A 23,346-nucleotide genomic window follows, 5' to 3' on the forward strand; every position below is an offset into this window, starting at 1 on the left:
GCGCTTATCGGCGCATTCACTCTTCCCAGTCACCTCCGCACAGGCGGCCGATTTCCCGCGCCGGGTGAAATCTCGTTTCACCCGGACATTCAGGACGCGTCGATGAAGCGGTCGAGCACCCGCACCCCGAAGCGCAGTCCGTCCACCGGGACCCGCTCGTCCACACCGTGGAACATGCCGGCGAAGTCGAGCTCCGGGGGCAGCTTGAGCGGGGCGAAGCCGAACCCGCGGATGCCGAGGTCGTCGAAGGACTTGGCGTCGGTGCCGCCGGACAGCATGTAGGGGACGGCCCTGGCGGTCGGGTCCTCGGCGAGCAGCGCGGACTGCATGGCCTCGACCAGCGCCCCGTCGAAGGACGTCTCCAGGGCCTTGTCGGAGTGCACGTCCTCGCGGCGCACCTTCGGGCCGAGGATCCGGTCCAGGTCGGCGAGGAACTCGTCCTCGTACCCCGGCAGGAACCGGCCGTCGACGTGCGCGGTGGCCTCCCCCGGGATGACGTTGACCTTGTAGCCGGCGCCTAGCTGGGTGGGGTTGGCGGTGTTGCTGAGCGTCGCGCCGATCAGTTTGGCGATGCCGCCGAGCCGGGCCAGGGTGGCCTGCATGTCCTCGGGGTCCAGCGGGGTGCCCAGCGCGTCGCCGAGTTCGTCGAGGAAGGCCCGGGTCGTCTTGGTGACCCGTACCGGGAAGGTGTGCCGGCCGAGCCGGGCGACGGCCTCGGACAGCTCGGTGATGGCGTTGTCCCGGTGGATCATCGAGCCGTGTCCGGCGGTGCCGGCCACGGTCAGCTTCATCCAGTGCATGCCCTTCTCGGCCGTCTGGACGAGGTAGAGCCGCCGTTCCTCGCTCACGGTGAACGAGAACCCGCCCACCTCGCTGATCCCCTCGGTGACGCCCTCGAACAGGTCGGGGTGGCGGTCGACGAGGTGCCGGGCGCCGTACGTGCCGCCGGCCTCCTCGTCGGCGAGGAACGCGAGCACGATGTCGCGGGGCGGCCGCCGCCCGGAGCGCAGCCGGTCGCGGACGACCGCCAGCGTCATGGCGTCCATGTCCTTCATGTCGACCGCGCCCCGGCCCCACACGCATCCGTCGGCGACCTCGCCGGAGAAGGGGTGGTGGGTCCAGTCGGCGGCGTTGGCCGGGACGACGTCCAGGTGGCCGTGGATGAGCAGTGCGGGCCTGGAGGGGTCCTCGCCCTCGATCCGGGCCACGGTGGAGGCGCGGCCGGGGTGCGACTCGAAGATCTTGGGCTCGAGGCCCACCTCGGCGAGCTTCTCCGCGACCCACTCGGCCGCCTTGCGCTCACCGGGGCCCGAGTGGTCGCCGTAGTTGCTGGTGTCGATCCGGATCAGGTCGCGGCAGAGGTCCACGACCTCGTCCTCACCGGTGACGTTCCTGGCTTGGTCGTCCGTCGCGCTCACGCTGCTTCCTCCCGCTGTCACTGCTGGGTCCTGCTCATCCTCCCCCGCCTGCGGGTCCGTGCCCAAGACCGGTCCCGGCCCGTCACGCGCCGTTCACGCGGGCACGTCCGCGGCCGTCCGCGGCCGTCCGCCGGCGGTGATCGGGGCACCCCGGAAAGCCTGGTAATGTTTACGACGTCGCCGCGAGGGAAACCGCGCACGACAGACACCTTGTCCGGGTGGCGGAATGGCAGACGCGCTAGCTTGAGGTGCTAGTGCCCTTTATCGGGCGTGGGGGTTCAAGTCCCCCCTCGGACACAGCAGGGACGTTCACGAGATCGCCCCGAAGCGTTCACGAATTACCGGTCGAGTCATGTGACTCACCGGTAATTCGTCGTTTCTGGGGCCTCGAGCCTCGTGATCGGCTCGATGAGGAGGTGAGGCGGTGGCGGTCCAGGTACTGCACCTCTCACCTGCGGAAACAGGACATGCCTGCGCCACGGCTGGTAGCCGTGGCGCAGGCATGTGGGGTTTTCAGGGGGCGGAGCGCGGCGGAGGTGTATCACTCGCGTGGCGGAGGCTCGACTGCTCGGTCGGAAGCGTCGCGCCAATGGCGGGTCGGAGGGCTCACCGGGTGGGGTTGCGGCGCTCTGCGTGCTGGCTTTGCGGGGCTGGATCCGGACGCAGTGACTGATCGCTGTCGGACCCCAGGTCCTCCGTGCGGGGCGGGTGGCGGACGCCGGTAGGCGGGGGGCCGGTAGGCGGGGGGCCGGTACGGAAGGGGGACGCCGGGAAGAGGGAGCGTCCCCGGCTGCCCACCTCGACCACACTCGCCCTGTCGTCATACGCGTATTACGATGCCTTCGTGGCAAAGACGCGCATCACCATCAGCTTGGAGCAGGACCAGGCCGAACGCATCAGGCAGCACGCGGAGCGGGCGGGCATGGACGTCTCGGCCTACCTGGTGCATGCCGCAACGCGCCAGATGGCCGAGAGTGATGCCATAGAGGAACAGTTCGCCGAGGTGGACGCACTCATCGCCCGCGCGGAGCGGGCAGCGGACGGACTGCCCGCCGAACCCGCCCCGGAACCGGCCGCGGAACTGACTGAGCAGGAACGCCGCGAGGTCGAGGAGGCCCTGGGCCTCGTCCACGGCCGGGACCAGCAGGGCCGCCGTCCGGGACACGCCGCGTGAGCGCACGGGTGCCGGTCTACGACACGGGCATGCTCATCGCACTCGCCGACCGCAAGGCGAAGGCGGTGGCTCTCCACGAGGGACTGCGCGCGGTCCCGCACCGGGCGCTGGTGCTCGGACCGGTCCTCGCCCAGGTGTGGCGCCCCCAGCCGGCGCTGGTGCACGCGCTGTCCGGCGTCCTGAAGGACTGCGTGGTCCCTCAGGCCCGTACGTCCGAGCCGTCCATGCGTGAGACGAAGGCGGGCCGGCCGGAGTGTCTGGCCTGCGCGACGGGTCCGGACCTCACGGACTGGCGGCGCATCGGCACCGCTCTGGGGCAGGCGCCCCTGCCGGCGAAGAAGCGGCCGGACGCGGTGGACGCCTGGGTGGCGCTGGCAGCGGCCCGACACGGCAGCGCGGTCATCTTCACCACCGACCCGGGGGACATCCACGCCTACCTGACGGTCCTCGCGCCGACGGACGTGCACGTGGTCGCTGTCTGATGGCCGAGAGTTACGCCCCGTCCCGTCCAGATGGCCGCACAGGGCGGTGCACGGGCTCCGGCGGCAGGAGCGGGGCGCGGCCCTGCGCAGGCTTACTCCGCGAGCGGGTGCCGAGGCGATCAGCCGGCAACGGCAACGGCCGTCCAGTGCCACGGCCTCCCCCCGCGCCGACCGCTGAACTCGCCGAGGGTCCTCCACCCGCTTCGCCATTTACCACGGCCGTGGTACTTGGCACGGCAGGAGCAGGTACACAGAAAGCCCTGGGCATTCCGGCAGGACGAGTTGCACCTTTCGCGCGGGTTGTACTCACGGCCGATGAGGACGCTCGGGTACCTGCGGAGCAGCTCCCGGCTTATGTGGGGGAAGTGAGAGCTGGCAACCGTCCAACACTCCTCGTGGCCGTCCCACCGGAATGATCGATCGCTTCCGACCCAGCCGGAGAGTTTCCGTTCGTGCTCCCACATCGTGTGAGCCGGGAACCAGACACTGAACCACCCGTTGGCGGGCAAGCCGATTGTCGGCAGGTGCTCACCCCGATAATTCGGCAGCCACTCAGGGGGCTTGAGGTACTCGGTTGTCTTCCGTCGGTCACGCCTGCGTCCTTCGCCCCCACCCGCAATCCGCCGGCTACGCCGAGGCCCGGGCCCCCACTCGACCGACACGAGTGCGGCGAGCTGACCGGAGGCGTGGCAGGGGAAACGACTTACCGGCCTTTCATGGGCGACCACGCGGCCGTCCTGGTCGACCTCGATGGAGTTGCGGCACTTCACACACGTGCGATTGAACTCTCCGCCGCCCACAAGCACCCCCTTGGTTGCGCCGAGGGTCAGCCAGGCGAGTTCTCGGACTTCGGCGGTGCGCTGTGCGTCAGCCATGGCCACGACGTCGGGGGCGGGCCAAAGGCGCGACGACCGGCCCTCACAGCCAGAGTGGCGAGGGCAGCGTTGGCGCCACCACCGATCACAGCGCCGATACCGAACGGTGCCACTCGACCGAGAACGATGATTCCCTGCTTGGTCCCGTACTTCGTGATGAAGTTCTTCCCCAATATCTTGTTGATCTGACGCAACGTCTCGACGGGCACCTTGGCGACAACCTGACGTCCCCAGTGTTGCCCCGTACGCTCGGCGACCTTGGTGATGGTGGCGGAACCGGAACCGCCGAGCATGATTCCCATCACGATCGTCCGGCGGCGCTCGACCTCGTCGATGGGGACTCCGTGGACTTCGGCGAGCGAGAGCGCGAAGAGGGCGCTCAGCTCAAGAGACGAGAGAGCCTCGCCTGCCGACAGTGCCAGTGCGACTCCCGTGCCGACGCCGGGCGCGGCTGCAACTCCTCCCACTGCGGCACCCGTCCCGGTCAAGGCGCTGACGTACATCCGCTCCAGGTTGCGGATCACCTGTGCCGGTGTCGCCTCCGGGTTCCGCTGGCGGGCCCGGGCGATGTTCTTGCGCACCAGTACGCTCTGGCTGTCGATGGCCTTGTCCAGGAGGTCGAGGACTCGCTGCCCACGTCCGTCTTCTGCCGGAACCGGTCCATCGTGGGCGCCTGTTGTCATACCTTGAACTCCTTAGGTCGTTAGGCCCCAAGTCTCCCACTCAGGCTGCCAGTTCTGGAGCGTTTCCCCGACAGCTCCTACCTGTCCAGGCTCGGAGCCGTTGCGGTCCGCCCCATCGACTGCGAGATCACCGTCGGCACCTCCCAGGGGCGCCGCACCGGCGTGCACACCGTCTCGTCACGACCCTGACCGCCTCCCCCCACGCCCCAGCCATCGCGGTTGGAGCCGCCCGGTGTGGGTGTCCGGGTCGGGGGTCTCGAGGGTGCATTCGGCCCAGACCGTCTTGCCGCCGGGCGGGTACGGCTCGACGCCCCAGCGGTCGGCGAGGGCGGTGACCAGGAGCAGGCCGCGGCCGGACTCGGCGTTCAGGGGCGTTCCGCGATCCGCAGGCGGCGACGGGATGCGCTCGCCCCGGGCGTCGGTGACGGCGATGCGGAGCAAGCCGGCCGCCGTGTCGAGGGTGAGGGTGAGCCGGAAGTCGCGGCTGCCAACACGACCGTGCAGGGCGGCGTTGGAGGCGAGTTCGGCCACGATCTGCTCGGCGCGCTCGGTGACGCTGGGTGACACCGGCCACGTGCGGAGCTGCTCGCAGGCGAGGAGACGGGCGAGCCGGGCTCCGCGGCGGGTGGACGACAGGAGCTGGGCGAACGTGTGTACGGTGGAGGAGAGTTGGGGTGTGGTTGCGCTCATGAGGCCACGGTGACGGGTGCGCGGGGCGCGTTCCAGAGGTGAGGTCCGTACGTTACGTCAGCGTACGGACACATTCCGTGGACGGTACGAAGGTTCATGCGTCACGCTGAGTGTCGTCGACTGTGGGACGGCGAACAGCGCGGGTACGGAACCGGAGGTGGCCGCGGATGATCGACGGCGGTGTGGTGGACGACGAACACGTGTCGTGCGGCGAGGCGGACCGGGAGCCCGATCCCTCGGACAGCCTGCGGACGTTCGGGGCGGTCATGCAGGCACTGCGCGAGCACGCGGGGTACAGCAGAACCGAGTTCGCGAACCTGGTCAGCTTCTCCAAGCACACGGTGGAGTCCGTGGAGTTGGGGCGTCGGATGCCCGACGTGGCGTTGGTGGAGCGGTCAGAGGATGCACTGGGAAACACGGGGGCACTGCGGAAGGCGTCGAAGTACGTGACACGGGGACGCGGGGATGTGGGGCTCGCGGCGTGGTTCCGGCAGTGGGCTCGGCTGGAGCGGGTGGCGGTGAGTCTGTGCACGTACGAGTGTCGGCTGGTGCCGGGGTTGTTGCAGTCGGAGGGGTATGCGCGGGCGGTGTTCGAGGGGACCGTTCCGGTGGCTCCGGACAGCCTGCTGGAGGACTTCATGGCCCGACGGATGGAGCGTCAGCGGATGCTGTTCGAGCGGCCGACGACGCCGTTCAGCTTCATTGTCGAAGAACACGTCTTCCGGCGCAGGTTCGGGGATCCGGACCAGATGCGGGAGATGTTCGACCATGTGCTGGAGCTGAGCGCACCGCGGAACGTGACGCTCCAAGTCGTGCCGTTGGAGGCTGGGTTGCATGCCTGTCTGGATGGGCCGGTGCGGCTTTTGGAGACTCCCAGAGGGCAACGACTTGCGTACTCCGAGGGGCAGCAGAACGGCCGTCTGATCTCCGACGTGAAAGAGGTGAGCCTGCTCTGCCAGCGCTATGACACACTGCGCTCGCAGGCCCTGAACGCCAAGGATTCGCGGGGTCTGCTGGAGCGACTCCGAGGAGAGCTATGAGCGCGAGGCCGGAACTGGCGTGGTTCAAGTCCAGCTACAGCGGCAGTCAGGGTGACGACTGCCTGGAGGTCGCCGTTACCATACAGGCCGTGTGCGTCCGGGACTCCAAGGACGTGACGCGCCCTCATTTCGCCGTCGGCCGCGAGGAGTGGTCACGGTTCGTGGGGTTCGCGACAGAGGTGTGAGGGGCACAGGCGCCAACGACCGGTGACCGGTGTGGTGGTATTGCCCCCGGTCCCGCATCGCTCAGTGCTGGTGGGGGAGACCTTTGGGTCTCCCCCACCGCAGTATGTAGCGTCAGCCGCACCCAGGTTCATCGATGACGTCACGGCCTCCCGGGCTGACCGGCATGGACTCCTCCGAGTAGATCGATGTGCGCGCGGCTTGTCGGACCAACTCAGTTCTCTTCGAAACCCGTGTCCTCGAACTTCAACTGGGCGGCGTTCTCTCGGACGGTACGTATCTGCTGTTCCGTGAATCCGTCGGGAGTGCTTGCGGCGATCTCGATACGGACCTCGAGCGTGACGCCGTCGGCGGCTTCGAGGTGCGCCAGGACCTCCTGCTGGATATTGGCGAAGTCGGCAGCGGGACGGTTGGGTTGAGGGCCTTGACACCCCAGAACCTGCGCATGACCTTCTTCGCCGGCGGAGTCGAGGGCTGAGAGCCGGGGCCCGGCGTAGGCATGACAGCACCGGGACTGGGAGACGGGCTGCTGCCTTCACCGCTATTGCTGCCGTCCGCAGGGGTGACCGGTTCGATCGGCGGGGTAGCCACAACCCGTGCGCGCTGGGCGACGGCTCGGGCCGGCTGGACGAGGAGCGTTTCGTCGGTGACGAAGCTGGGATCGGGCTTGTCGCCGTGGATCCAGAGGTTCTGGTACTCGTCGGTGGCTTCGTCGTAGCCGTCGGCGAGGGCGAAGGCGTCCTGCTGCCAGAGGAGGACGTCGGCAGCACCGAGTACGGCCTGCTCGAGCACCTGCCTATGAGGAAGGCGCTTGAGGTAGGGACCCGTCCCGTCAACGACTTGAGGAGTTCGGGGTACGGCACCCATTCGTGCACCTCGCGCGACTCGCGGACGATTACGCTCTGCCTCACGAGATCGAGGAGGCTTTGGACCCGACGGAGCCCCAGGCTGCGGCCGCGCCGGACGACGCTCTGTCGGGCCAGCTGGCCTTCGACTTCGACCTCGATGACGGGGATGACGACGAATGAAGCTTCCCGCTGAGGAGCCGAGGGAGTCTCACCCCTCGTCTCCTCAGCGGGTAAGGCCCCTACTACCTCAGGGGCGTATGTGCGGGTTCAATAAATGCATACGCATGCTCTCGGGGAGTGATCTTGGGGCCCGCGGGAACCTCAACATCAATTAGTCCTGTTGTGCTGGTCAAGGGATCTCGTGAACGACCCACAGCAGCGGAGAGGGCGGTTCCGGCCAGTGGCCGGGCCGCCCTCTCCGCATTCCCGCCCCCGCAAGCCCCCGTAGGCCGCTGTACGCCCCTTTGCACCCCCGCCCTGACCACTCCGTGGGCCCTTTCCGGTCGATGTGGGGCAGATCTCGCCGCGGCGTGGGCCGTGCAGGTCAGAGCCCTGCGAACGATCTTTCCTCGCGCCCCGGACAGCCTCCCCGAGTGGCCGGCGCAAGCCGGCGCGCCTAGCTTCGTACTAAAATTTCCGGCTTGTCATGGAGCTGGACCGGACAACCCCAGGCAGACCTGCGGGCCCGCCGGCGCCCCGGAGGCTTCCGGGTTCGAGACGCGAGGACCGATGGCAGCCATTCACGAGAGCAGCGCTCTCGGCCTGCTCGACGACGAGATCCACGCCCGACTCGGTGACACCGCCCGTTTCTCCGGCGGTCCTGCCGCCTCGCCGCGCACCCTCGTCGACGTCTTCGACGCCTCCGTGCGGTCGTTCCCCGACGAGCTCGCCCTGGACGACGGCAGCACGCCCCTCACCTACCGCGCCCTCGCCGTCGAGGTGGACGGCCTCCGGCGCCGGCTCGCCGCCGCCGGGGTCGGCCTCGGCGACCGGGTGGGCGTGCGCGTGCCGTCCGGCACCAACGACCTGTACGTGGCCGTCCTGGCCGTCCTCGCCGTCGGCGCGGCCTATGTGCCGGTGGACGCCGAGGACCCCGACGAGCGGGCAGAGCTGGTGTTCGGGGAGGCGGACGTGCGGGCCGTGGTCGGCGCCGGGCAGGAGATCACCGTCCACGGCGTGTCCGGGGCGGCGGCGGCCCGCCCCGATACCGGGCACGACGCCTGGATCATCTTCACCTCCGGCTCGACCGGGAAGCCCAAGGGCGTCGCCGTCAGTCACCGCAGCGCCGCCGCGTTCGTGGACGCCGAGGCCGCGCTGTTCCTCACCGAGGAGCCGATCGGACCCGGCGACCGCGTCATGGCCGGGCTGTCGGTGGCCTTCGACGCCTCCTGCGAGGAGATGTGGCTGGCCTGGCGGTACGGGGCCTGTCTGGTGCCGGTGCCGCGCTCCCAGGTCCGCAGCGGCGCCGACCTCGGGCCCTGGCTGGTCGAGCAGGAGATCACGGTCGTCTCCACCGTGCCGACGCTGGCCGCGCTGTGGGAGCCCGAGACCCTCAACGACGTCCGGCTGCTGATCTTCGGCGGCGAGGCCTGTCCGCCGGAGCTGGTGCAGCGGCTGGTGACGGAGGGCCGGGAGGTGTGGAACACCTACGGGCCGACCGAGGCGACCGTGGTGGCCTGCGCGTCGCTGATGTCCGGCGAGGAGCCGGTCCGCATCGGACTGCCGCTGCGGGGCTGGGAGCTGGCCGTCGTGGACGAGGCCGGCGAGCCGGTGCCGATGGGCGGCAGCGGACAGCTGGTGATCGGCGGGGTCGGGCTGGCCCGGTATCTCGACGCGGAGAAGGACGCGGAGAAGTACGCGCCGCTGACGTCGCTGGGCTGGGAGCGGGCGTACCGCAGCGGCGACCTGGTGCGCGCCGACGCCGACGGGCTCGTCTTCCTCGGCCGGGCCGACGAGCAGATCAAGCTCGGCGGGCGGCGCATCGAACTGGGCGAGGTGGACGCGGCGCTGCAAGCGCTGCCGGGCGTCGCGGGGGCCGCGGCGGCCGTGCGCAGCGCCCGCAGCGGCAACCAGCTTCTCGTGGGGTACGTCGTCGTCCAGGAGGGCTGGGACCAGGCGGCGGCCGTGCGGCGGCTGCGCGCCGAGCTGCCCGCGGCCCTGGTGCCGCTGCTCGCCCCGGTCGACGACCTGCCGACCCGGACGTCCGGGAAGGTGGACCGCAACGCGCTGCCCTGGCCCCTGGAGGGGCTGGAGCCCGGCGGCAGGACCGAGCAGCTGTACGGCACCGAGGCCTGGCTCGCCGAGCAGTGGACGGAGGTGCTCGGCATCCCGGTCTCCGGGGCCCGCGACGACTTCTTCGCGATCGGCGGCAGCAGCCTGGCCGCCGCTCAGCTCACCACGAGGCTGCGCACCCGGTATCCGAGCGCGGCTGTCCTGGACGTCTACCAGCAGCCGACGCTGCGCAAGCTGGCCCGTTATCTGGAGGAGTCCGCGCAGGACGACGGGGCCGCCCGCGTCGTCGCGCCGGTGCCCGTGCGCGCGAAGGTGATCCAGCTGCTGCTTCTTGTCCCGCTGTTCACGCTGCTGGGGCTGCGCTGGACGGTGCCGCTGGCCCTGGTGGGCAACCTGCTGCCGATGTACTCCTGGCTGCCGACCGCGCCCTGGTGGCTGGTGGTCAGCGGCGCGCTGCTGCTGTTCAGCCCGCCCGGGCGGCTCGCCATCGCGGCCGGCGGTGCGCGGCTGCTGCTGCGCGGGGTGCGGCCCGGGCGGTACGCGCGCGGCGGCGGCGTCCATCTGCGGCTGTGGACCGCGGAGCGGCTGGCCGAGTTCAGCGGGGCGACCTCGCTGACCGGGTCCTGGCTGGAGCGGTACGCGCGGGCGCTGGGCGCCAAGGTCGGGCCCGACGTGGACCTGCACTCGCTGCCGCCGGTCACCGGCATGCTCAGGCTGGGCCGGGGCGCGGCCGTCGAGTCCGAGGTGGACCTGTCGGGTTACTGGCTGGACGGCGACCGGCTGGAGATCGGCCCGGTCAAGGTGGGTGCGCACGCGGTGGTCGGCACGCGCAGCATGCTGTTCCCGGGCGCCCGGGTCGGCAAGCGGGCCGAGGTGGCGCCGGGTTCCGCGGTGACCGGTCAGGTCCCCACGGGTCAGCGGTGGGCGGGCGCGCCCGCGGCCAAGCTCGGCAAGGCCAAGCGCAACTGGCCCAAGGAGCGGCCGGCTCGGGGCACGTACTGGCGCTTCATGTACGGGCTGACCGGCTTCGCGCTGACCGCGCTGCCGGTGCTGGCCGGCGGGGCGGCGCTGCTGGTGGCGGCCCTGTTCGTGCCGCCCGGCGGTGGTCTCGGCGTGGCACTGTCGGGGGCCGCGCTCGCCCTGGTCCCGGCGACGCTCGCCTTCGGGCTGGCGTACGCGGTGCTGCTGCTGGCGGCCGTGCGGCTGCTGAGCCTGCGGCTGCGGGAGGGCACGCACCCCACGCACAGCCGGACGGGCTGGCAGGCCTGGACGGTCACGCAGCTCATGGACCGCTCGCGGGAGACCCTGTTCCCGCTGTACGCGGGGCTGGTCACGCCGGTGTGGCTGCGACTGCTGGGGATGCGGATCGGCAAGGGCGCCGAGGTCTCCACCGTGCTCGCCCTGCCCAGTCTGACCACGGTCGGGGAGGGCGCGTTCCTCGCCGACGACACGCTGACCGCGCCGTACGAGCTGGGCGGCGGCTGGATGCGGATCGGGCGCGCGGAGATCGGGCGGCGGGCGTTCCTCGGCAACTCGGGGATGACCGCGCCGGGGCGGAGCGTGCCGGACGGCGGTCTGGTGGGCGTGCTGTCGGCGACGCCCAAGAAGGCGAAGAAGGGCAGCTCGTATCTGGGGCTGCCGCCGGTGAAGCTGCCGCGGAACACGATGGACGCCGACCGGAGCCGGACGTACGAGCCGACGGCAAGGCTGCTGTGGGCGCGTGCGCTGGTGGAGCTGTGCCGGATCGTGCCGGTGTTCTGTTCGGCGGGGCTGGCGGTGCTGACGGTGGCGGCGTTGTGCGCGCTCGGCGCCTGGGCGCCGCTGCTGTCGGGGCTGGTGCTGCTCGGGGCGGGGGCCGCGGCGGCCGTCGTCTCGGTGGTCGCCAAGTGGCTGCTGGTCGGCCGACACCGCAGCGGGGAGCATCCGCTGTGGAGCGGGTTCGTGTGGCGCAACGAGCTGGCGGACACGTTCGTCGAGGTGGTGGCCGTGCCGTGGCTGGCCGGGGCGGTGCCGGGGACGCCCGTGATGACGGCGTGGCTGCGTGGGCTCGGGGCGCGGATCGGCCGGGGCACGTGGGTGGAGAGCTACTGGCTCCCGGAGTCGGACCTGGTCACGCTGGAGGACGGCGTGACGGTCAACCGCGGGTGCGTCCTGCAGACTCACCTCTTCCACGACCGGATCTTGCGGACGGATACTGTGGTCCTCCGTGAGGGCGCCACGCTGGGTCCTGGCGGGATCGTGCTGCCCGGCAGCACGGTCGGGGCCCGGACGACCCTGGGTCCCGCGTCGCTCGTCATGGCCGCGGAGTCCGTCCCGGACGACACCCGCTGGCTCGGCAACCCGATCGAGGCATGGCGTCCCTGAGGACGGGCTACTCGGACCCGGAGCGCGGCGACGCACCGGCGGCGGGCGGTTCGAGCACAGGGCAGGGAGCGGACGCGGAAGTGGCAGTTCAGCAGTCGGTAGGGCCGGACCCGTACTTCCCGGCCAACGGTGACTCCCGGTACCGGGTGCACCGCTACGAGCTCACGCTGGACTACCGGCCGGGCCCGAACCGGCTGTCGGGCGCCGCGCGGATCAACGCGATCGCGGGGCGGTCGGCGCTGGCCGAGTTCCAGCTGAACCTGGCCGACTTCAAGCTCGGCCGGGTGCGGGTGGACGGTCGTCCGGCGCACTACACGCACCGGGGCGGCCGGCTGCGGGTCCGGCCGGCCAAGCCGGTCCGCGCCGGGGCCGCCTTCACGGTGGAGGTGCAGTGGTCGGGCAACCCGAAGCCGGTGAACAGCCCCTGGGGCGGGCTCGGCTGGGAGGAGCTGGACGACGGGGCACTGGTGGCGAGCCAGCCGGTCGGGGCGCCGTCCTGGTACCCGTGCAACGACCGTCCGGCGGACAAGGCGTCGTACCTGATGTCGGTCACGACGCCGTCGGCGTACTCGGTGGTGGCGGGCGGCCGGCTGCTGACGCGGACCACGAAGGCGTCGACGACCACCTGGGTGTACGAGCAGTCGGCGCCGACGTCGAGCTATCTGATAGGGCTGTCGATCGGCAAGTACCAGACGGTGCTGCTGGGCGACCCGGGGCTCGGCGGCGTCCCGCAGCACGGGCACATCCCGGCACGGCTGCTGCCGGAGTTCTCGCGGGACTTCGCGCGCCAGCCCGGCATGATGCAGGTCTTCCAGCAGCTCTTCGGTCCCTACCCGTTCGACGAGTACGCGGTGGTCGTGACGGAGGAGGAGCTCGACGTCCCCGTCGAGGCGCAGGGGTTGTCGCTGTTCGGCGCCAACCACGTGGACGGGGCGCGGGGTTCGGAGCGGCTGGTCGCGCACGAACTGGCGCACCAGTGGTTCGGCAACAGCGTGTCGATCGCCGACTGGCGGCACATCTGGCTGAACGAGGGGTTCGCGAAGTACGCGGAGTGGCTGTGGTCGGAGCGGTCCGGCGGCCGCAGCGCACAGCAACTCGCCGCCGTCGCCCACCGGTTGCTGGCGACACAGCCGCAGGATCTGCTGCTCGCCGACCCCGGGCGCAAGTCGATGTTCGACGACCGGCTCTACGAGCGCGGCGGTCTCGCCGTGCACGCCGTGCGCTGCGCGCTGGGCGATGACGCGTTCTTCCACATGGTGCGCGCCTGGCTCGGGGTGCACCGGGGCGGGTCGGTGACCACGGCGACGTTCGCCGCGCACGCCGCCCGGTTCACGTCCGAGCCGCTGGACGAGCTGTTCGCGGCGTGGGTCTACGGGAGGTCGCTCCCGCCGCTGCCGACGCCTTCGGCGCAACGCGGCGCGGCATCGGCCTGAGCGCCGGCACGGGGGCGGCACGGCGACGCGAGCGAGGGCCGGGCTGGGCATCGGCCCTCGGCCGCGGTCCGGGAGCGACGCGGCGACGCGGGCGGGGCGCGGCCCGGCCACGGCCTGGGTTGCGGATGCCAGCGGCACAGTGACACGGGCGAGGACTGGGCGGGCGGCGCGCGGCGCGCGGGCCCCGGCCCCCAGGGGTGTCGGGCGGGTGGTCCCGGAAGGCCGAGTGGATTCCGGGCGGCCGGGTGGTCCCGGGGGCCAAGTGGATTCCGGACGGCCTAGTGATCCTGGACGGCGGATGGTCCCGGGGGGGGCCGGGCGGGCGGGGGTTCCGGGCGGGCGGGCACAATGGGTGTATGGCACGACGTTCCGCCCGCCCGCGGCAGCCCGCCTTTGCCGCTGCGCCCGCCGTTCCCGCTGTTCCCGGCGACTGCCCGTGTGGGCTCTCCGCGACGTACGAGGCGTGCTGCGGCCGCTGCCACGCGGGCGCCGGGGTCGCGGCGACCGCCGAGGCGCTGATGCGGTCGCGCTACAGCGCGTTCGTCACCGGCGAGGCGGGCTATCTGCTGCGGACCTGGCATCCGCGGACGCGTCCGGAGCGGCTGGAGCTCGATCCCGGGATGCGCTGGACCGGCCTGGAGATCCTCTCCGTGGCCGGCGGGAGCGCGTTCCACTCGACGGGGTCGGTGGAGTTCCGCGCGTCGTACCGGGGCGGCTCGCTGCACGAGCGCAGCCGCTTCGAGCGGGTGGACGGGGCCTGGGCGTACGTGGACGGTGACTTCCCGGAGTGACGCCGTACGCCGGCCGGGTCAGGGGGCCAGGATGTCCAGTTCGTGGAGGGCGCCGACGGTGATCTCACGGGTGAGGCGTTCCGCACGGGCCGCGTCGCCGGCCCGGACCGCCTCGGCGACCTGGACGTGCAGGGTGACGGCGGCCGGGTCGGGGTCCTCGAACATGACCTCGTGATGCGTGCGGCCGGCCAGCACCTCCGCGACGACGTCGCCGAGGCGGGCGAACATCTCGTTGCCCGAGGCGGCGAGGATCACCCTGTGGAACGCCATGTCGTGGACGAGATACCCCTCGAGCCGGTGGCCGCGTGAGTGAGCCACCATGCCGAGCGCGCACTCGGTGAGTTCGGCACACTGTTCCGCCGTGGCGTGTCGCGCCGCGAGGCCCGCCGCGACCGGCTCGATCGCCGAGCGCAGGACGGTGAGCGAGCGCAGTTGGTGCGGGCGGTCGGCGCCGGCCAGCCGCCAGCGGATGACCTGCGGGTCGTAGACGTTCCACGCGGACCTGGGGCGGACCGTCACGCCGACGCGGCGGCGCGACTCGACCAGGTCCATGGACTCCAGCACGCGGACCGCCTCGCGCATCACGGACCGGGAGACGTCGAAGCGCTGGGCCAGCTCGTCGGTGCGCAGGACGCTGCCGGGCGGATACTCGCCCGCCGTGATCGCGGGCCCCAGGGCGTCCAGTACGCGGCCGTGCAGCCCCCGGTCCGGAGTGGTCATGCACTCAGCGTACGGGGTAGATCACGGAGCCAAAAAGTCAGACTTATTTGGCGCTTGGTCTTGCAATAGTCCTACCTAATCGGTTTCATCGTCGGCGGCGGCGTCCACCGGCGCCCGATGTCGAGGAAGACAGCGAGGCAGAGATGCGTACCCCGCACGTCGTCGTGGTGATGGGCGTCTCCGGCACGGGCAAGACCACGATCGGTCCTCTGCTCGCCGCCCGGCTGGGCGTCCCCTACACCGAGGGCGACGACTTCCACCCGCAGGCCAACATCGCCAAGATGTCGGCCGGCACCCCCCTCGAGGACGGCGACCGGTGGCCGTGGCTCGACGCGATCGGCGTCTGGGCGCACGGGCGGGCCGGGCTCGGCGGCGTGGTCAGCTGCTCGGCGCTGAAGCGGTCGTACCGCGACCGGCTCAGGGCGGCCGCCCCCGCCGTCGTCTTCGTCCACCTGGCGGGCGACCGGTCGCTGATCGAGGACCGCATGGCGCACCGGCAGGGTCACTTCATGCCGACGGCGCTGCTGGACTCCCAGTTCGCCACGCTCCAGCCGCTCGAGGCGGACGAGGCCGGAGTCGTCGTCGACGTCGTCGGCAGCCCGGAGGCCATCGCCGGGCGGGCGGTGGCGGCGCTGAACGCCCTCGCCGATCCCGCCGATCCCGGCGCCCCCGGCAATCCCTCTGGCCCCGGCAACCCCGGCGGCTGAGCCCTCGTCCGGCTGACTCCCCCGTCGGCTGCCCCTGCCGGTCGGCCCCCCGTGCCCCCCCCGGTGGACCGGTCGTCATCACCCTCCTCCGTCGCCGGCCCCACCTCCGCACGTCCCGTATCCCGCACCTCCCCGTATCCCTCCCCCTCCCCTACCTGACAAGGGAATCCCCCGTGACCAGACTCAGCGTCGAGATGCTGGCAGCGGACGCCGTCGAGCCCATCACCTCGGCCGGCCACGCACAGCTGGGCATCGCCGTCCTGGCGGGCATCGCCGTGATCGTCCTGCTCATCACTCGGTTCAGACTCCACGCCTTCCTGGCGCTGACCATCGGCTCGCTCGCGCTGGGCGCGTTCGCCGGGGCGCCGCTCGACAAGGCCATCGCCTCCTTCACCACCGGGCTGGGCGCCACCGTCGCCGGGGTGGGCGTGCTGATCGCGCTGGGCGCGATCCTCGGCAAGATGCTCGCGGACTCCGGGGGCGCCGACCAGATCGTGGACACGATCCTCGCCAAGGCGGGCGGCCGCTCCATGCCCTGGGCGATGGTGCTGATCGCCTCGGTGATCGGTCTGCCGCTGTTCTTCGAGGTCGGCGTGGTGCTGCTGATCCCGGTGGTGCTGATGGTCGCCAAGCGCGGCAACTACTCGCTCATGCGGATCGGCATCCCGGCGCTGGCCGGTCTGTCGGTGATGCACGGGCTGGTCCCGCCGCACCCCGGCCCGCTGGTCGCGATCGACGCGGTCGGCGCCAACCTGGGCGTGACGCTGGCGCTCGGCGTGCTGGTGGCCATACCCACGGTCGTCGTCGCCGGTCCGCTGTTCTCGCGGGCCGCCGCACGCTGGGTGGACGTCCCCGCCCCCGACCGCATGATCCCCCAGCGGCCCTCCGAGGAACTGGGGAAGCGGCCCGGGTTCGGCGCCACCCTCGCCACCATCCTGCTGCCCGTCGTTCTCATGCTGTCCAAGGCGCTGGTCGACATCGTGGTGGACGACCCGGAGCACACCGTGCAGCGCGTCTTCGACGTCGTCGGATCCCCGCTGATCGCGCTGCTCACGGCCGTCCTCGTCGGCATCTTCACCCTGCTGCGGCCCGCAGGGTTCGCCAAGGACCGGGTCTCGGGGCTGGTCGAGAAAGGCCTCGCGCCCATCGCGGGCATCCTGCTGATCGTCGGCGCGGGCGGCGGCTTCAAGCAGACGCTGATCGACTGCGGCGTCGGCCGGATGGTGCTGGAGATCTCCGAGGACTGGTCCATCCCCGCCCTGCTGCTGGCCTGGCTGATCGCGGTGGCGATCCGGCTGGCGACCGGTTCGGCGACCGTGGCGACGATCTCGGCGGCGGGCCTGGTCGCCCCGCTCGCGGCCGACATGTCGACGACGCACACCGCCCTGCTGGTGCTGGCCATCGGCGCGGGCTCGCTCTTCTTCAGCCACGTCAACGACGCCGGGTTCTGGCTGGTGAAGGAGTACTTCGGGCTCAGCGTGGGCCAGAACGTGAAGACCTGGTCGGTCATGGAGACGATCATCTCCGTGGTCGCGGGCGGTCTGGTCCTGCTCCTCTCCCTCGTGATCTAGACGGCAGGTCATGGGCGTGGGTGGGAGGGACGGCGGGCGACGCGCGCCGGCACGGGAAGACGGACACCGGAAAGAGGAGCCACGGCGATGAGCCACCCCCTGTTCGACATCAGCGGCCGGACGGCTCTGGTCACCGGCTCCAGCCGGGGCATCGGCCTGGCGCTGGCCCGGGGCCTGGCCGAGGCCGGCTGCACGGTCGTCCTCAACGGACGCGACGCCGGACGCCTCGCGCAGGCGGCCGCCGGACTGCCGGGGACGGTGCACACCAGCGTGTTCGACGTCACCGACGGGCCTTCGGTGCGGGCCGGCCTCGCCGACGTCGAGGACCGGGTCGGCCCACTGGACATCCTGGTCAACAACGCCGGCATGCAACTGCGCGCCCCGCTCCTGGAGTTCGCCGACTCCGACTGGCACCGGGTGCTGGACGCGAACGTCACCAGCGCGTTCCTGGTGGGCCGGGAGGCGGCCCGCGGGATGATCGCGCGCGGCCACGGCAAGATCGTCAACATCTGCTCCCTGCAGAGCGAGGTCGCCCGCCCCGGCATAGCGCCCTACGCGGCAGCCAAGGGCGCGCTGAAGATGCTCACCAAGGGCATGTGCGGCGACTGGGGGCCGCACGGCGTCCAGGTCAACGGCCTCGGCCCGGGCTACATCGAGACCGAGCTGACCCGGCCCCTGGTCGAGGACGAGGAGTTCAGCGCGTGGGTACGGCGGCGCACCCCGGCCGGGCGGTGGGGCCGTACCGAGGACCTGGTGGGCGGGGTGCTGTTCCTCGTCTCCCCCGCGGCGGACTTCGTCGGCGGGCAGGTGCTGTACGTCGACGGCGGTATGACGAGCGTGCTGTGAAGCGGCATGACGGGCGTGCTGTGAAGCGGCATGACGGGCGTGGTGTGAAAGGGCGTGACGACCGATGCTGGCATGTGTGATCCACGGTCCGGGCGACTTGCGCGTCGACGAGCTGGCGGCGCCCGCGCCGGGGCCGGGCGAGGTGCTCGTCGCCGTTCGCTACGGCGGGGTCTGCGGCTCCGACCTGCATTACTGGCGGCACGGCGGGGTCGGTGACTTCCGGCTGCGGGAGCCCATGGTGCTGGGGCACGAGGTGGTCGGCACGGCGTCGAGCGGGCCGCTCGCCGGCGCCCCGGTCGCGGTGCACCCCGGCACGCCGTGCGGGGTGTGCCCCGAGTGCGCGGACGGTCGGCGACACGTCTGCCGGGACACCCGCTACCTCGGCAGCGCGGCCAGAACACCGCATGTGCAAGGTGCCTTCGCGGCCGAGATCGCCGTACCGGCCGGGCAGGTGCGGCCGCTTCCGCAGGGGCTGCCGCCGCGTCGGGCCGCGCTCGCCGAGCCGCTGTCGGTGGCGCTGCACGCGGTGCGCCGGGCCGGTGCGGTGTCCGGACGTCAGGTACTGGTCACCGGGGCCGGACCCATCGGCTCCCTGGTGGTCGCTGCGGCGAAGGCGGCGGGCGCGGCCCACGTCACCGTCACCGACCTGCTGCCCGCCGCGCTCGGGTACGCGCGCGCCGTGGGCGCCGACGCCGTCGTCCGGGCCGACGATCCGGACGGTCCCGGGTGGCCGGCGGAGGCGGACGTGGCCGTGGAGGCGTCCGGGACGGCCGCCGGGCTGGAGACCTGTCTGCGGCTGGTGCGCCGCGGCGGGGTCGTCGTGCAGCTCGGCATGCTGCCGCCGGGACAGAGTCCGTTTCCGGGGAACCTGCTGGTCAGCCGGGAGATCGAGCTGCGCGGGGCGTTCCGTTTCGACACCGAGTTCGACGACGCGCTGCGGCTGCTCGCCGCCGAGCCCGCGTTCGACGCGCTGGTCAGCGCGGTCGTCCCGGTGCGGGAGGCGGAGTCGGCGTTCGCGCTCGCCGCCGACCGCAGCCGCTCCTGCAAAGTGCTGCTGGACTTCGGCGGCTGACCGTCGTTCACCGCCTCGGACCGGTCACGGCTTCCAGTGGCGGTGTTCGCGCTCGGCCCACTCCCGGCTCACGGAGCCCGTGCGCATGCCGCGCCGGGCCTCGGGGTCGGCGAGCGCCATGCCGATGTGGCCGGCCAGGACGATGCCGACGGTCAGGGCCAGCCAGTCATGGACGAACGTCGCGCTGGTGCGCCACATGATCGGCGTGAGGCGGGTGAACCACATGAGGAGTCCGGTGCCGAGCATGACCAGGGTGGCCCCGGCGATCCAGGCGGCGTAGATCTTCTGACCGGCGTTGAACTTGGCCGCCGGACGCGACTCCCGCCGTTTGTCGCGGCGCAGGACGGCCCCCAGCCAGCGGCGGTCGTGCGGGCCGAAGCGGTTGAGGCGGCGCAGGTCGGCGCGGAACGCGCGGGAGGCGAGGCCCGCGAGGACGGGAACCGGCAGAGCCAGACCCGCCCACTCGTGGATTCGCACGACCAGTTCGCGGCGGCCCACGAGCTGGGCGAGCTCGGGGACGTACAGGCAGGCGGCGGTGACCACGCACACGCCCATCAGCAGGGCCGTGGCGCGGTGCACCCAGCGTTCCGCGCGGGTGAAGCGGTGCACTCCGGTGGCGGCCGGCGGCGCCTCAGCTCGTAGGCTCATCGTCGCGTCCGTTCGAACGGCCGACCCAGGCGTCGACGTCGTAGCCACGCTTCTCCCAGTAGCCCGGCTGCACCTTCTCGGTGACGGTGATGCCCGAGAGCCACTTGGCGGACTTGTAGAAGTACATCGGCGCCACGTAGAGGCGGACGGGGCCGCCGTGGTCGTGACCGAGGTCCTTGTCCTGCATGCGCAGGGCGACCAGGACGTCGGCCCGGCGGGCCTGGTCCAGGGTGAGGCTCTCGCTGTACGCCCCGTCGAAGCAGGTGAAGCGGACGGCGCCGGCCTTCGCCCGGACACCGGCCGCGTCGAGGAGGGCGGAGAGCCGCACGCCCTCGAACGCGGTGCCGGGGACCCGCCAGCCCGTGACGCACTGCACGTCCTTGACCATCCGGGTCTGCGGCAGGGCCTTCAGCTGGGCCAGGGTGTAGCTGACGGGGCGGTCTACCAGGCCGTCCACGGTGAGCCGGTAGTTCGAGGCGTTCTTGTGCGGGACGGACGAGGTCACCGAGTAGTAGCGGAAGCCGCCGCCGTTGGGGAGCAGCCCGGTCAGGCCCGTGGGGTCCTTCTCCGCGGCGCTGCCGAGGAAGGCCTCCAGACCGCGCTGGAGCGGGGGTGCGGCGACGACCCCCAGGGCGCCGAGGGCGAGGGTGCCGAGGAACACCCGGCGGCCGACGGGGGCGCCGCGTTCCTCAAACGGTTCGGGATTCACCCGTCCATTCGAACACTCGCGGGCGGGCCGGACCAGCCTTCCCGGGCAGCCGTCAGACTTCCGTCATCACTTCTTGCCTTTCCGGGCCGCGCGGGAGTGCGTCCGGTCGGGCCCGACGAGTCCGGGGGCCCGACAAGTCCCGACGAGCGCGACGAGTACCGGTGAACACCCGTGAATGCCGGTGGATCCCCGTGGTTCCGGCGCGTCACGGCGGCGCGGGGCAGTCGCCGGCGGCCCGCCCCTGGTGGGAGCCGCCGCGGCCGGCGGACCGCGGGACGGGTGTGGCGTGCGCCATGGCGCGGCCCGGCCGGAGCCCACACCATGGCCGTAGGGGCGCCCCGCGCCCCGCGCCTCCGCTCCGGCTTCCGGCCGCGGGCCCCGCGGCCGGGTCAGCCGCCCGCTTCGGGGTACTCCCGGAACCATCACCCCGGGCGGGCCCGCCGCGGATGCTTCGGGCACTCCCCGGGTGCCGAGGGCGCTGGGACGCTACAGTCGGCCACTACGCACCCCGTCCGTGGCCCGACCGGATGATCGAGGTACGCAGCGTGTCGGTACTGGTTCTGGTTCTCGCCGTGAGCGCCGCCTGCTGTCTGGGCTTCGGGTTCGTGCTCCAGCAGAACGCGGCACAGCGGGCGCCGCTCGGCGACTTCCTCTCGCCGCGGCTGCTGCTCGACCTGATGAAGGTGCCGCGCTGGCTGGGCGGACTCGGCCTCATGGTGGCGGGGATGGCCCTGGGCGCGATCGCGCTCGGCCAGGGCGAGATCTCCCTGGTGGAGCCGCTGCTCGCGACCAACCTGCTGTTCGCCCTCGCGCTCTCCCGGCATCAGACGAAACAGTCGCTGGGCCGCCAGGGCTGGGCCGGGCTCGCCCTGCTGGCGGGCGGAGTGACCGTCTTCATCGTGGCGGGCGAGCCACGCGGCGGCAGCGCGGTCACGGACCCGCTGCGGCACTGGACGATCATCGGCACGATGATCGGGCTGGCACTGCTGCTCACCACCTACGCCAAACGCTCCCGGCTGAGCGCGGGCCCCGTGCTGCTGGCCCTCGCCGCCGGTTTGCTGTACGGCGTGCAGGACGCGCTGACCCGGGTCAGCGGACAGCGCTTCTCGGCGGGCGGCCTCGGCGAGCTGATCACCGGCTGGGAGCCGTACGCGGTACTGGCGCTCGGTGTGACCGGCCTGGTGCTGGTGCAGAGCGCCTTCGAGACGGCGCCCCTGCGGATGTCGCTGCCCGCGCTGACGGCGGCACAGCCGCTCGCCGGGATCCTCTGCGGCGTCGGCTTCCTGGGCGACCAGCTGCACACCGACACCGCCGCGCTGGCCTGGGAGGCGGCGGGACTGGCGGCGATCGTCACGGGCATCGTGCTGCTCGGGCTGCACCCGGCGATGCCGCGGGGCGGCGCCCCTCAGGAGCGGGTGCCCAAGCTCCAGCCGCAGTAAGCGGTACCGACGGGGCCGGGTGGCAGCGCGGGCGGCGGCCACGCAAGCGGTATTCGCCCGGGCGGGGCTACGCGGCGGGGTTGCCCGGGCGGGCTGCTTGGATGGGGGAATGAGCTCTGCTGACGAAATCCTCGACATCGTCGACGAGAACGACCAGGTCATCGGCCGACGTCCGCGCGCGCAGGTGTACGCCGAAGGTCTGCGCCACCGCTGCGTCTTCGTCCAGGTCAGGGACGCCGAGGGGCGGATCTTCGTCCACCGCAGGACGGCGGGGAAGCTGGTGTTCCCCTCCCTGTACGACATGTTCGTCGGCGGGGGGGTCGGCGCGGGCGAGGCCTACGACGAGGCCGCGCTGCGCGAGGCGGAGGAGGAGCTGGGGGTGAGCGGGCTGCCCCGCCCGGAGTACCTGTTCACGTTCCTCTACGAGGACGGCGCGGCGGGGAGCTGGTGGTCGGCCGTGTACGAGGTCCGCTGCGACCTGCCGGTGACCCCGCAGGCCGAGGAGGTGGCCTGGCACGACTTCCTGCCCGAGGAGGAGGTCGAACGGCGCCTGCCTGTCTGGGAGTGGGTGCCGGACGGGCTGGCGGCGTACCGGCGGCTCAGGGACCACCGGGCGACGGCGTGAACCGCACCGACGAGGCCGGCGCGGGCGACGGGTAGGGTCCTGCGGGTGATCGAGTTCGTACGGAACGTCCGGTTGTGGTTCGCCCCCGAGCAGGTCAGGGAGGAGGGCAGCACACCCGACTACCGGTTCTCCCTGGCGAACGAGCGTACGTTCCTGGCCTGGCTGCGCACCGCGCTCGCGTTGATCGGCGGAGGCTTCGCGGTGGACCAGTTCCTGCCGGACCTGCGCTGGGGCTGGCGGGTCGGGCTGGCGCTCGCGCTGCTCGCCGCGGGCGTGCTGTGCTCCCTGCGCGCGGTGAACCACTGGGTGCGCTGCGAGCAGGCGATGCGCCGGGGCGAGGACCTGCCGTCCTCCCGTTTCCCGGCGCTGCTGGGCGTGCTGGTCGCGGTGGTGGCCGTGGCGATGGTGCTGGTGGTGCTGGTGGGGTGGGAGGGATGAGCGCCGGGCCGGCGCCGGAGCGGGACCCCGGTCTGCAGCCCGAGCGGACCCGGCTGGCCTGGCGGCGTACGACGCTGGCGGGCACCGTCTCGGCCGTGCTGGCCGTGAAGGCCGCGCTGCACGGCGGTCCGTCGGCGTTCGACATCCTGGCGGGCGCGCTGTGCTGTGCCCTGTGGCTGGCCTTCCTGCTGCTCGCCCATCGACGCATCCGAGCCCTCGCCGCCACGCCGAGCCCGGCGGCCCTCACCGCCCGGCACGCCATGGCGGCCGTCGCGTGCGCGGTCGCGACGGCGGTGTGCGCCGTGGCCCTGGTGATCTGACGTACCCGCCGGACGCGCTCCCCCGTTCCTCAGGCCCC

At 72.0% G+C, this 23,346-nt stretch carries 22 protein-coding genes and 1 tRNA gene; 17 read left to right on the top strand and 6 right to left on the bottom strand.

Annotation, left to right across the window (positions count from 1 at the left end; genetic code table 11):
- Positions 1 to 89: 89 nt before the first annotated feature.
- Positions 90 to 1,418 (bottom strand): M20/M25/M40 family metallo-hydrolase, encoded by a 1,329-nt coding sequence (locus QA802_RS09760; RefSeq protein WP_319166215.1) that lies wholly within the window; start codon positions 1,416 to 1,418, stop codon positions 90 to 92.
- A 212-nt stretch (positions 1,419 to 1,630) separates the two neighbouring features.
- On the opposite strand from QA802_RS09760, the gene QA802_RS09765 reads away from it, so the two are divergent.
- From QA802_RS09765 to QA802_RS09775, 3 genes are all read left to right on the top strand, one after another.
- Positions 1,631 to 1,715, top strand: a tRNA-Leu gene (locus QA802_RS09765).
- Between the two features lie 547 nt (positions 1,716 to 2,262).
- Positions 2,263 to 2,592, top strand: coding sequence for a plasmid mobilization protein (locus tag QA802_RS09770; protein WP_286257222.1), 330 nt, complete (start codon positions 2,263 to 2,265; stop codon positions 2,590 to 2,592).
- Positions 2,589 to 3,074 (top strand): hypothetical protein, encoded by a 486-nt coding sequence (locus tag QA802_RS09775; RefSeq protein WP_319166216.1) that lies wholly within the window; start codon positions 2,589 to 2,591, stop codon positions 3,072 to 3,074. Before QA802_RS09770 ends, QA802_RS09775 begins: the two co-directional genes overlap by 4 nt.
- 826 nt (positions 3,075 to 3,900) lie before the next feature.
- Here QA802_RS09775 and QA802_RS09780 read toward each other — a convergent pair.
- Together QA802_RS09780 and QA802_RS09785 are read right to left on the bottom strand one after the other, a co-directional pair.
- A complete protein-coding gene (locus tag QA802_RS09780) occupies positions 3,901 to 4,632 on the bottom strand; it encodes a hypothetical protein (RefSeq protein WP_319166218.1) in 732 nt (243 codons plus the stop codon).
- A 177-nt stretch (positions 4,633 to 4,809) separates the two neighbouring features.
- Entirely contained in the window at positions 4,810 to 5,322 is a 513-nt protein-coding gene (locus tag QA802_RS09785) for an ATP-binding protein (protein WP_334520086.1), read from the bottom strand.
- A 167-nt stretch (positions 5,323 to 5,489) separates the two neighbouring features.
- Here QA802_RS09785 and QA802_RS09790 point away from each other — a divergent pair, with 167 nt between their 5' ends.
- The 6 genes from QA802_RS09790 to QA802_RS09815 all read left to right on the top strand — a co-directional run bounded on the left by QA802_RS09790 (position 5,490) and on the right by QA802_RS09815 (position 14,213).
- Positions 5,490 to 6,362, top strand: a complete 873-nt coding sequence (locus tag QA802_RS09790) for a helix-turn-helix domain-containing protein (protein ID WP_319166220.1) — start codon at positions 5,490 to 5,492, stop codon at positions 6,360 to 6,362.
- Entirely contained in the window at positions 6,359 to 6,547 is a 189-nt protein-coding gene (locus QA802_RS09795; protein ID WP_334520089.1) for a DUF397 domain-containing protein, read from the top strand. The genes QA802_RS09790 and QA802_RS09795 overlap by 4 nt, the downstream gene beginning before the upstream one ends.
- A gap of 188 nt (positions 6,548 to 6,735) precedes the next feature.
- Positions 6,736 to 7,023: a hypothetical protein gene (locus QA802_RS09800; RefSeq protein WP_319166222.1), complete on the top strand. Its 288-nt coding sequence runs from the start codon at positions 6,736 to 6,738 to the stop codon at positions 7,021 to 7,023.
- A 1,099-nt stretch (positions 7,024 to 8,122) separates the two neighbouring features.
- Positions 8,123 to 11,989, top strand: a complete 3,867-nt coding sequence (locus QA802_RS09805) for a Pls/PosA family non-ribosomal peptide synthetase (RefSeq protein ID WP_334520092.1) — start codon at positions 8,123 to 8,125, stop codon at positions 11,987 to 11,989.
- An 80-nt stretch (positions 11,990 to 12,069) separates the two neighbouring features.
- The gene (locus QA802_RS09810; RefSeq protein ID WP_334534447.1) at positions 12,070 to 13,422 is read left to right on the top strand and encodes a M1 family metallopeptidase; all 1,353 of its coding nucleotides are present in this window, start codon (positions 12,070 to 12,072) and stop codon (positions 13,420 to 13,422) included.
- Between the two features lie 356 nt (positions 13,423 to 13,778).
- Positions 13,779 to 14,213: a YchJ family protein gene (locus tag QA802_RS09815; RefSeq protein ID WP_334520095.1), complete on the top strand. Its 435-nt coding sequence runs from the start codon at positions 13,779 to 13,781 to the stop codon at positions 14,211 to 14,213.
- A gap of 18 nt (positions 14,214 to 14,231) precedes the next feature.
- Here QA802_RS09815 and QA802_RS09820 read toward each other — a convergent pair whose 3' ends face one another.
- Positions 14,232 to 14,933 carry a FadR/GntR family transcriptional regulator gene (locus tag QA802_RS09820; RefSeq protein WP_307041373.1) on the bottom strand — a complete coding sequence of 234 codons (702 nt, stop codon included), beginning with the start codon at positions 14,931 to 14,933 and terminating at the stop codon, positions 14,232 to 14,234.
- A gap of 143 nt (positions 14,934 to 15,076) precedes the next feature.
- On the opposite strand from QA802_RS09820, the gene QA802_RS09825 reads away from it, so the two are divergent.
- The 4 genes from QA802_RS09825 (at position 15,077) to QA802_RS09840 (ending at position 19,129) form a co-directional block, all read left to right on the top strand.
- The gene (locus tag QA802_RS09825; protein ID WP_334520100.1) at positions 15,077 to 15,640 is read left to right on the top strand and encodes a gluconokinase; all 564 of its coding nucleotides are present in this window, start codon (positions 15,077 to 15,079) and stop codon (positions 15,638 to 15,640) included.
- A 173-nt stretch (positions 15,641 to 15,813) separates the two neighbouring features.
- A complete protein-coding gene (locus tag QA802_RS09830) occupies positions 15,814 to 17,211 on the top strand; it encodes a GntT/GntP/DsdX family permease (protein ID WP_334520102.1) in 1,398 nt (465 codons plus the stop codon).
- Between the two features lie 87 nt (positions 17,212 to 17,298).
- The gene (locus QA802_RS09835; protein WP_334520104.1) at positions 17,299 to 18,057 is read left to right on the top strand and encodes an SDR family oxidoreductase; all 759 of its coding nucleotides are present in this window, start codon (positions 17,299 to 17,301) and stop codon (positions 18,055 to 18,057) included.
- A gap of 64 nt (positions 18,058 to 18,121) precedes the next feature.
- Positions 18,122 to 19,129 carry an L-idonate 5-dehydrogenase gene (locus QA802_RS09840; protein WP_319166233.1) on the top strand — a complete coding sequence of 336 codons (1,008 nt, stop codon included), beginning with the start codon at positions 18,122 to 18,124 and terminating at the stop codon, positions 19,127 to 19,129.
- 24 nt (positions 19,130 to 19,153) lie between these two features.
- On the opposite strand, the gene QA802_RS09845 is transcribed toward QA802_RS09840, so the two are convergent.
- Together QA802_RS09845 and QA802_RS09850 are read right to left on the bottom strand one after the other, a co-directional pair.
- Positions 19,154 to 19,777, bottom strand: coding sequence for a cytochrome b/b6 domain-containing protein (locus tag QA802_RS09845; protein WP_334520107.1), 624 nt, complete (start codon positions 19,775 to 19,777; stop codon positions 19,154 to 19,156).
- Positions 19,761 to 20,486, bottom strand: a complete 726-nt coding sequence (locus QA802_RS09850; RefSeq protein ID WP_334520110.1) for a molybdopterin-dependent oxidoreductase — start codon at positions 20,484 to 20,486, stop codon at positions 19,761 to 19,763. Before QA802_RS09850 ends, QA802_RS09845 begins: the two co-directional genes overlap by 17 nt.
- Positions 20,487 to 21,031: 545 nt before the next feature.
- On the opposite strand from QA802_RS09850, the gene QA802_RS09855 reads away from it, so the two are divergent.
- The 4 genes from QA802_RS09855 (at position 21,032) to QA802_RS09870 (ending at position 23,308) form a co-directional block, all read left to right on the top strand.
- Positions 21,032 to 21,925, top strand: coding sequence for a DMT family transporter (locus QA802_RS09855; protein WP_334520113.1), 894 nt, complete (start codon positions 21,032 to 21,034; stop codon positions 21,923 to 21,925).
- Positions 21,926 to 22,034: 109 nt separating this feature from the next.
- Positions 22,035 to 22,550 carry an NUDIX domain-containing protein gene (locus QA802_RS09860; protein WP_334520116.1) on the top strand — a complete coding sequence of 172 codons (516 nt, stop codon included), beginning with the start codon at positions 22,035 to 22,037 and terminating at the stop codon, positions 22,548 to 22,550.
- 45 nt (positions 22,551 to 22,595) lie between these two features.
- On the top strand, positions 22,596 to 22,988 hold the full coding sequence (locus tag QA802_RS09865) for a YidH family protein (RefSeq protein WP_319166241.1): 393 nt from the start codon (positions 22,596 to 22,598) through the stop codon (positions 22,986 to 22,988).
- A complete protein-coding gene (locus QA802_RS09870) occupies positions 22,985 to 23,308 on the top strand; it encodes a DUF202 domain-containing protein (RefSeq protein ID WP_334520121.1) in 324 nt (107 codons plus the stop codon). The genes QA802_RS09865 and QA802_RS09870 overlap by 4 nt, the downstream gene beginning before the upstream one ends.
- Positions 23,309 to 23,346 lie beyond the last annotated feature (38 nt).

Source organism: Streptomyces sp. B21-105 (assembly GCF_036898465.1).
GTDB lineage: Bacteria > Actinomycetota > Actinomycetes > Streptomycetales > Streptomycetaceae > Streptomyces.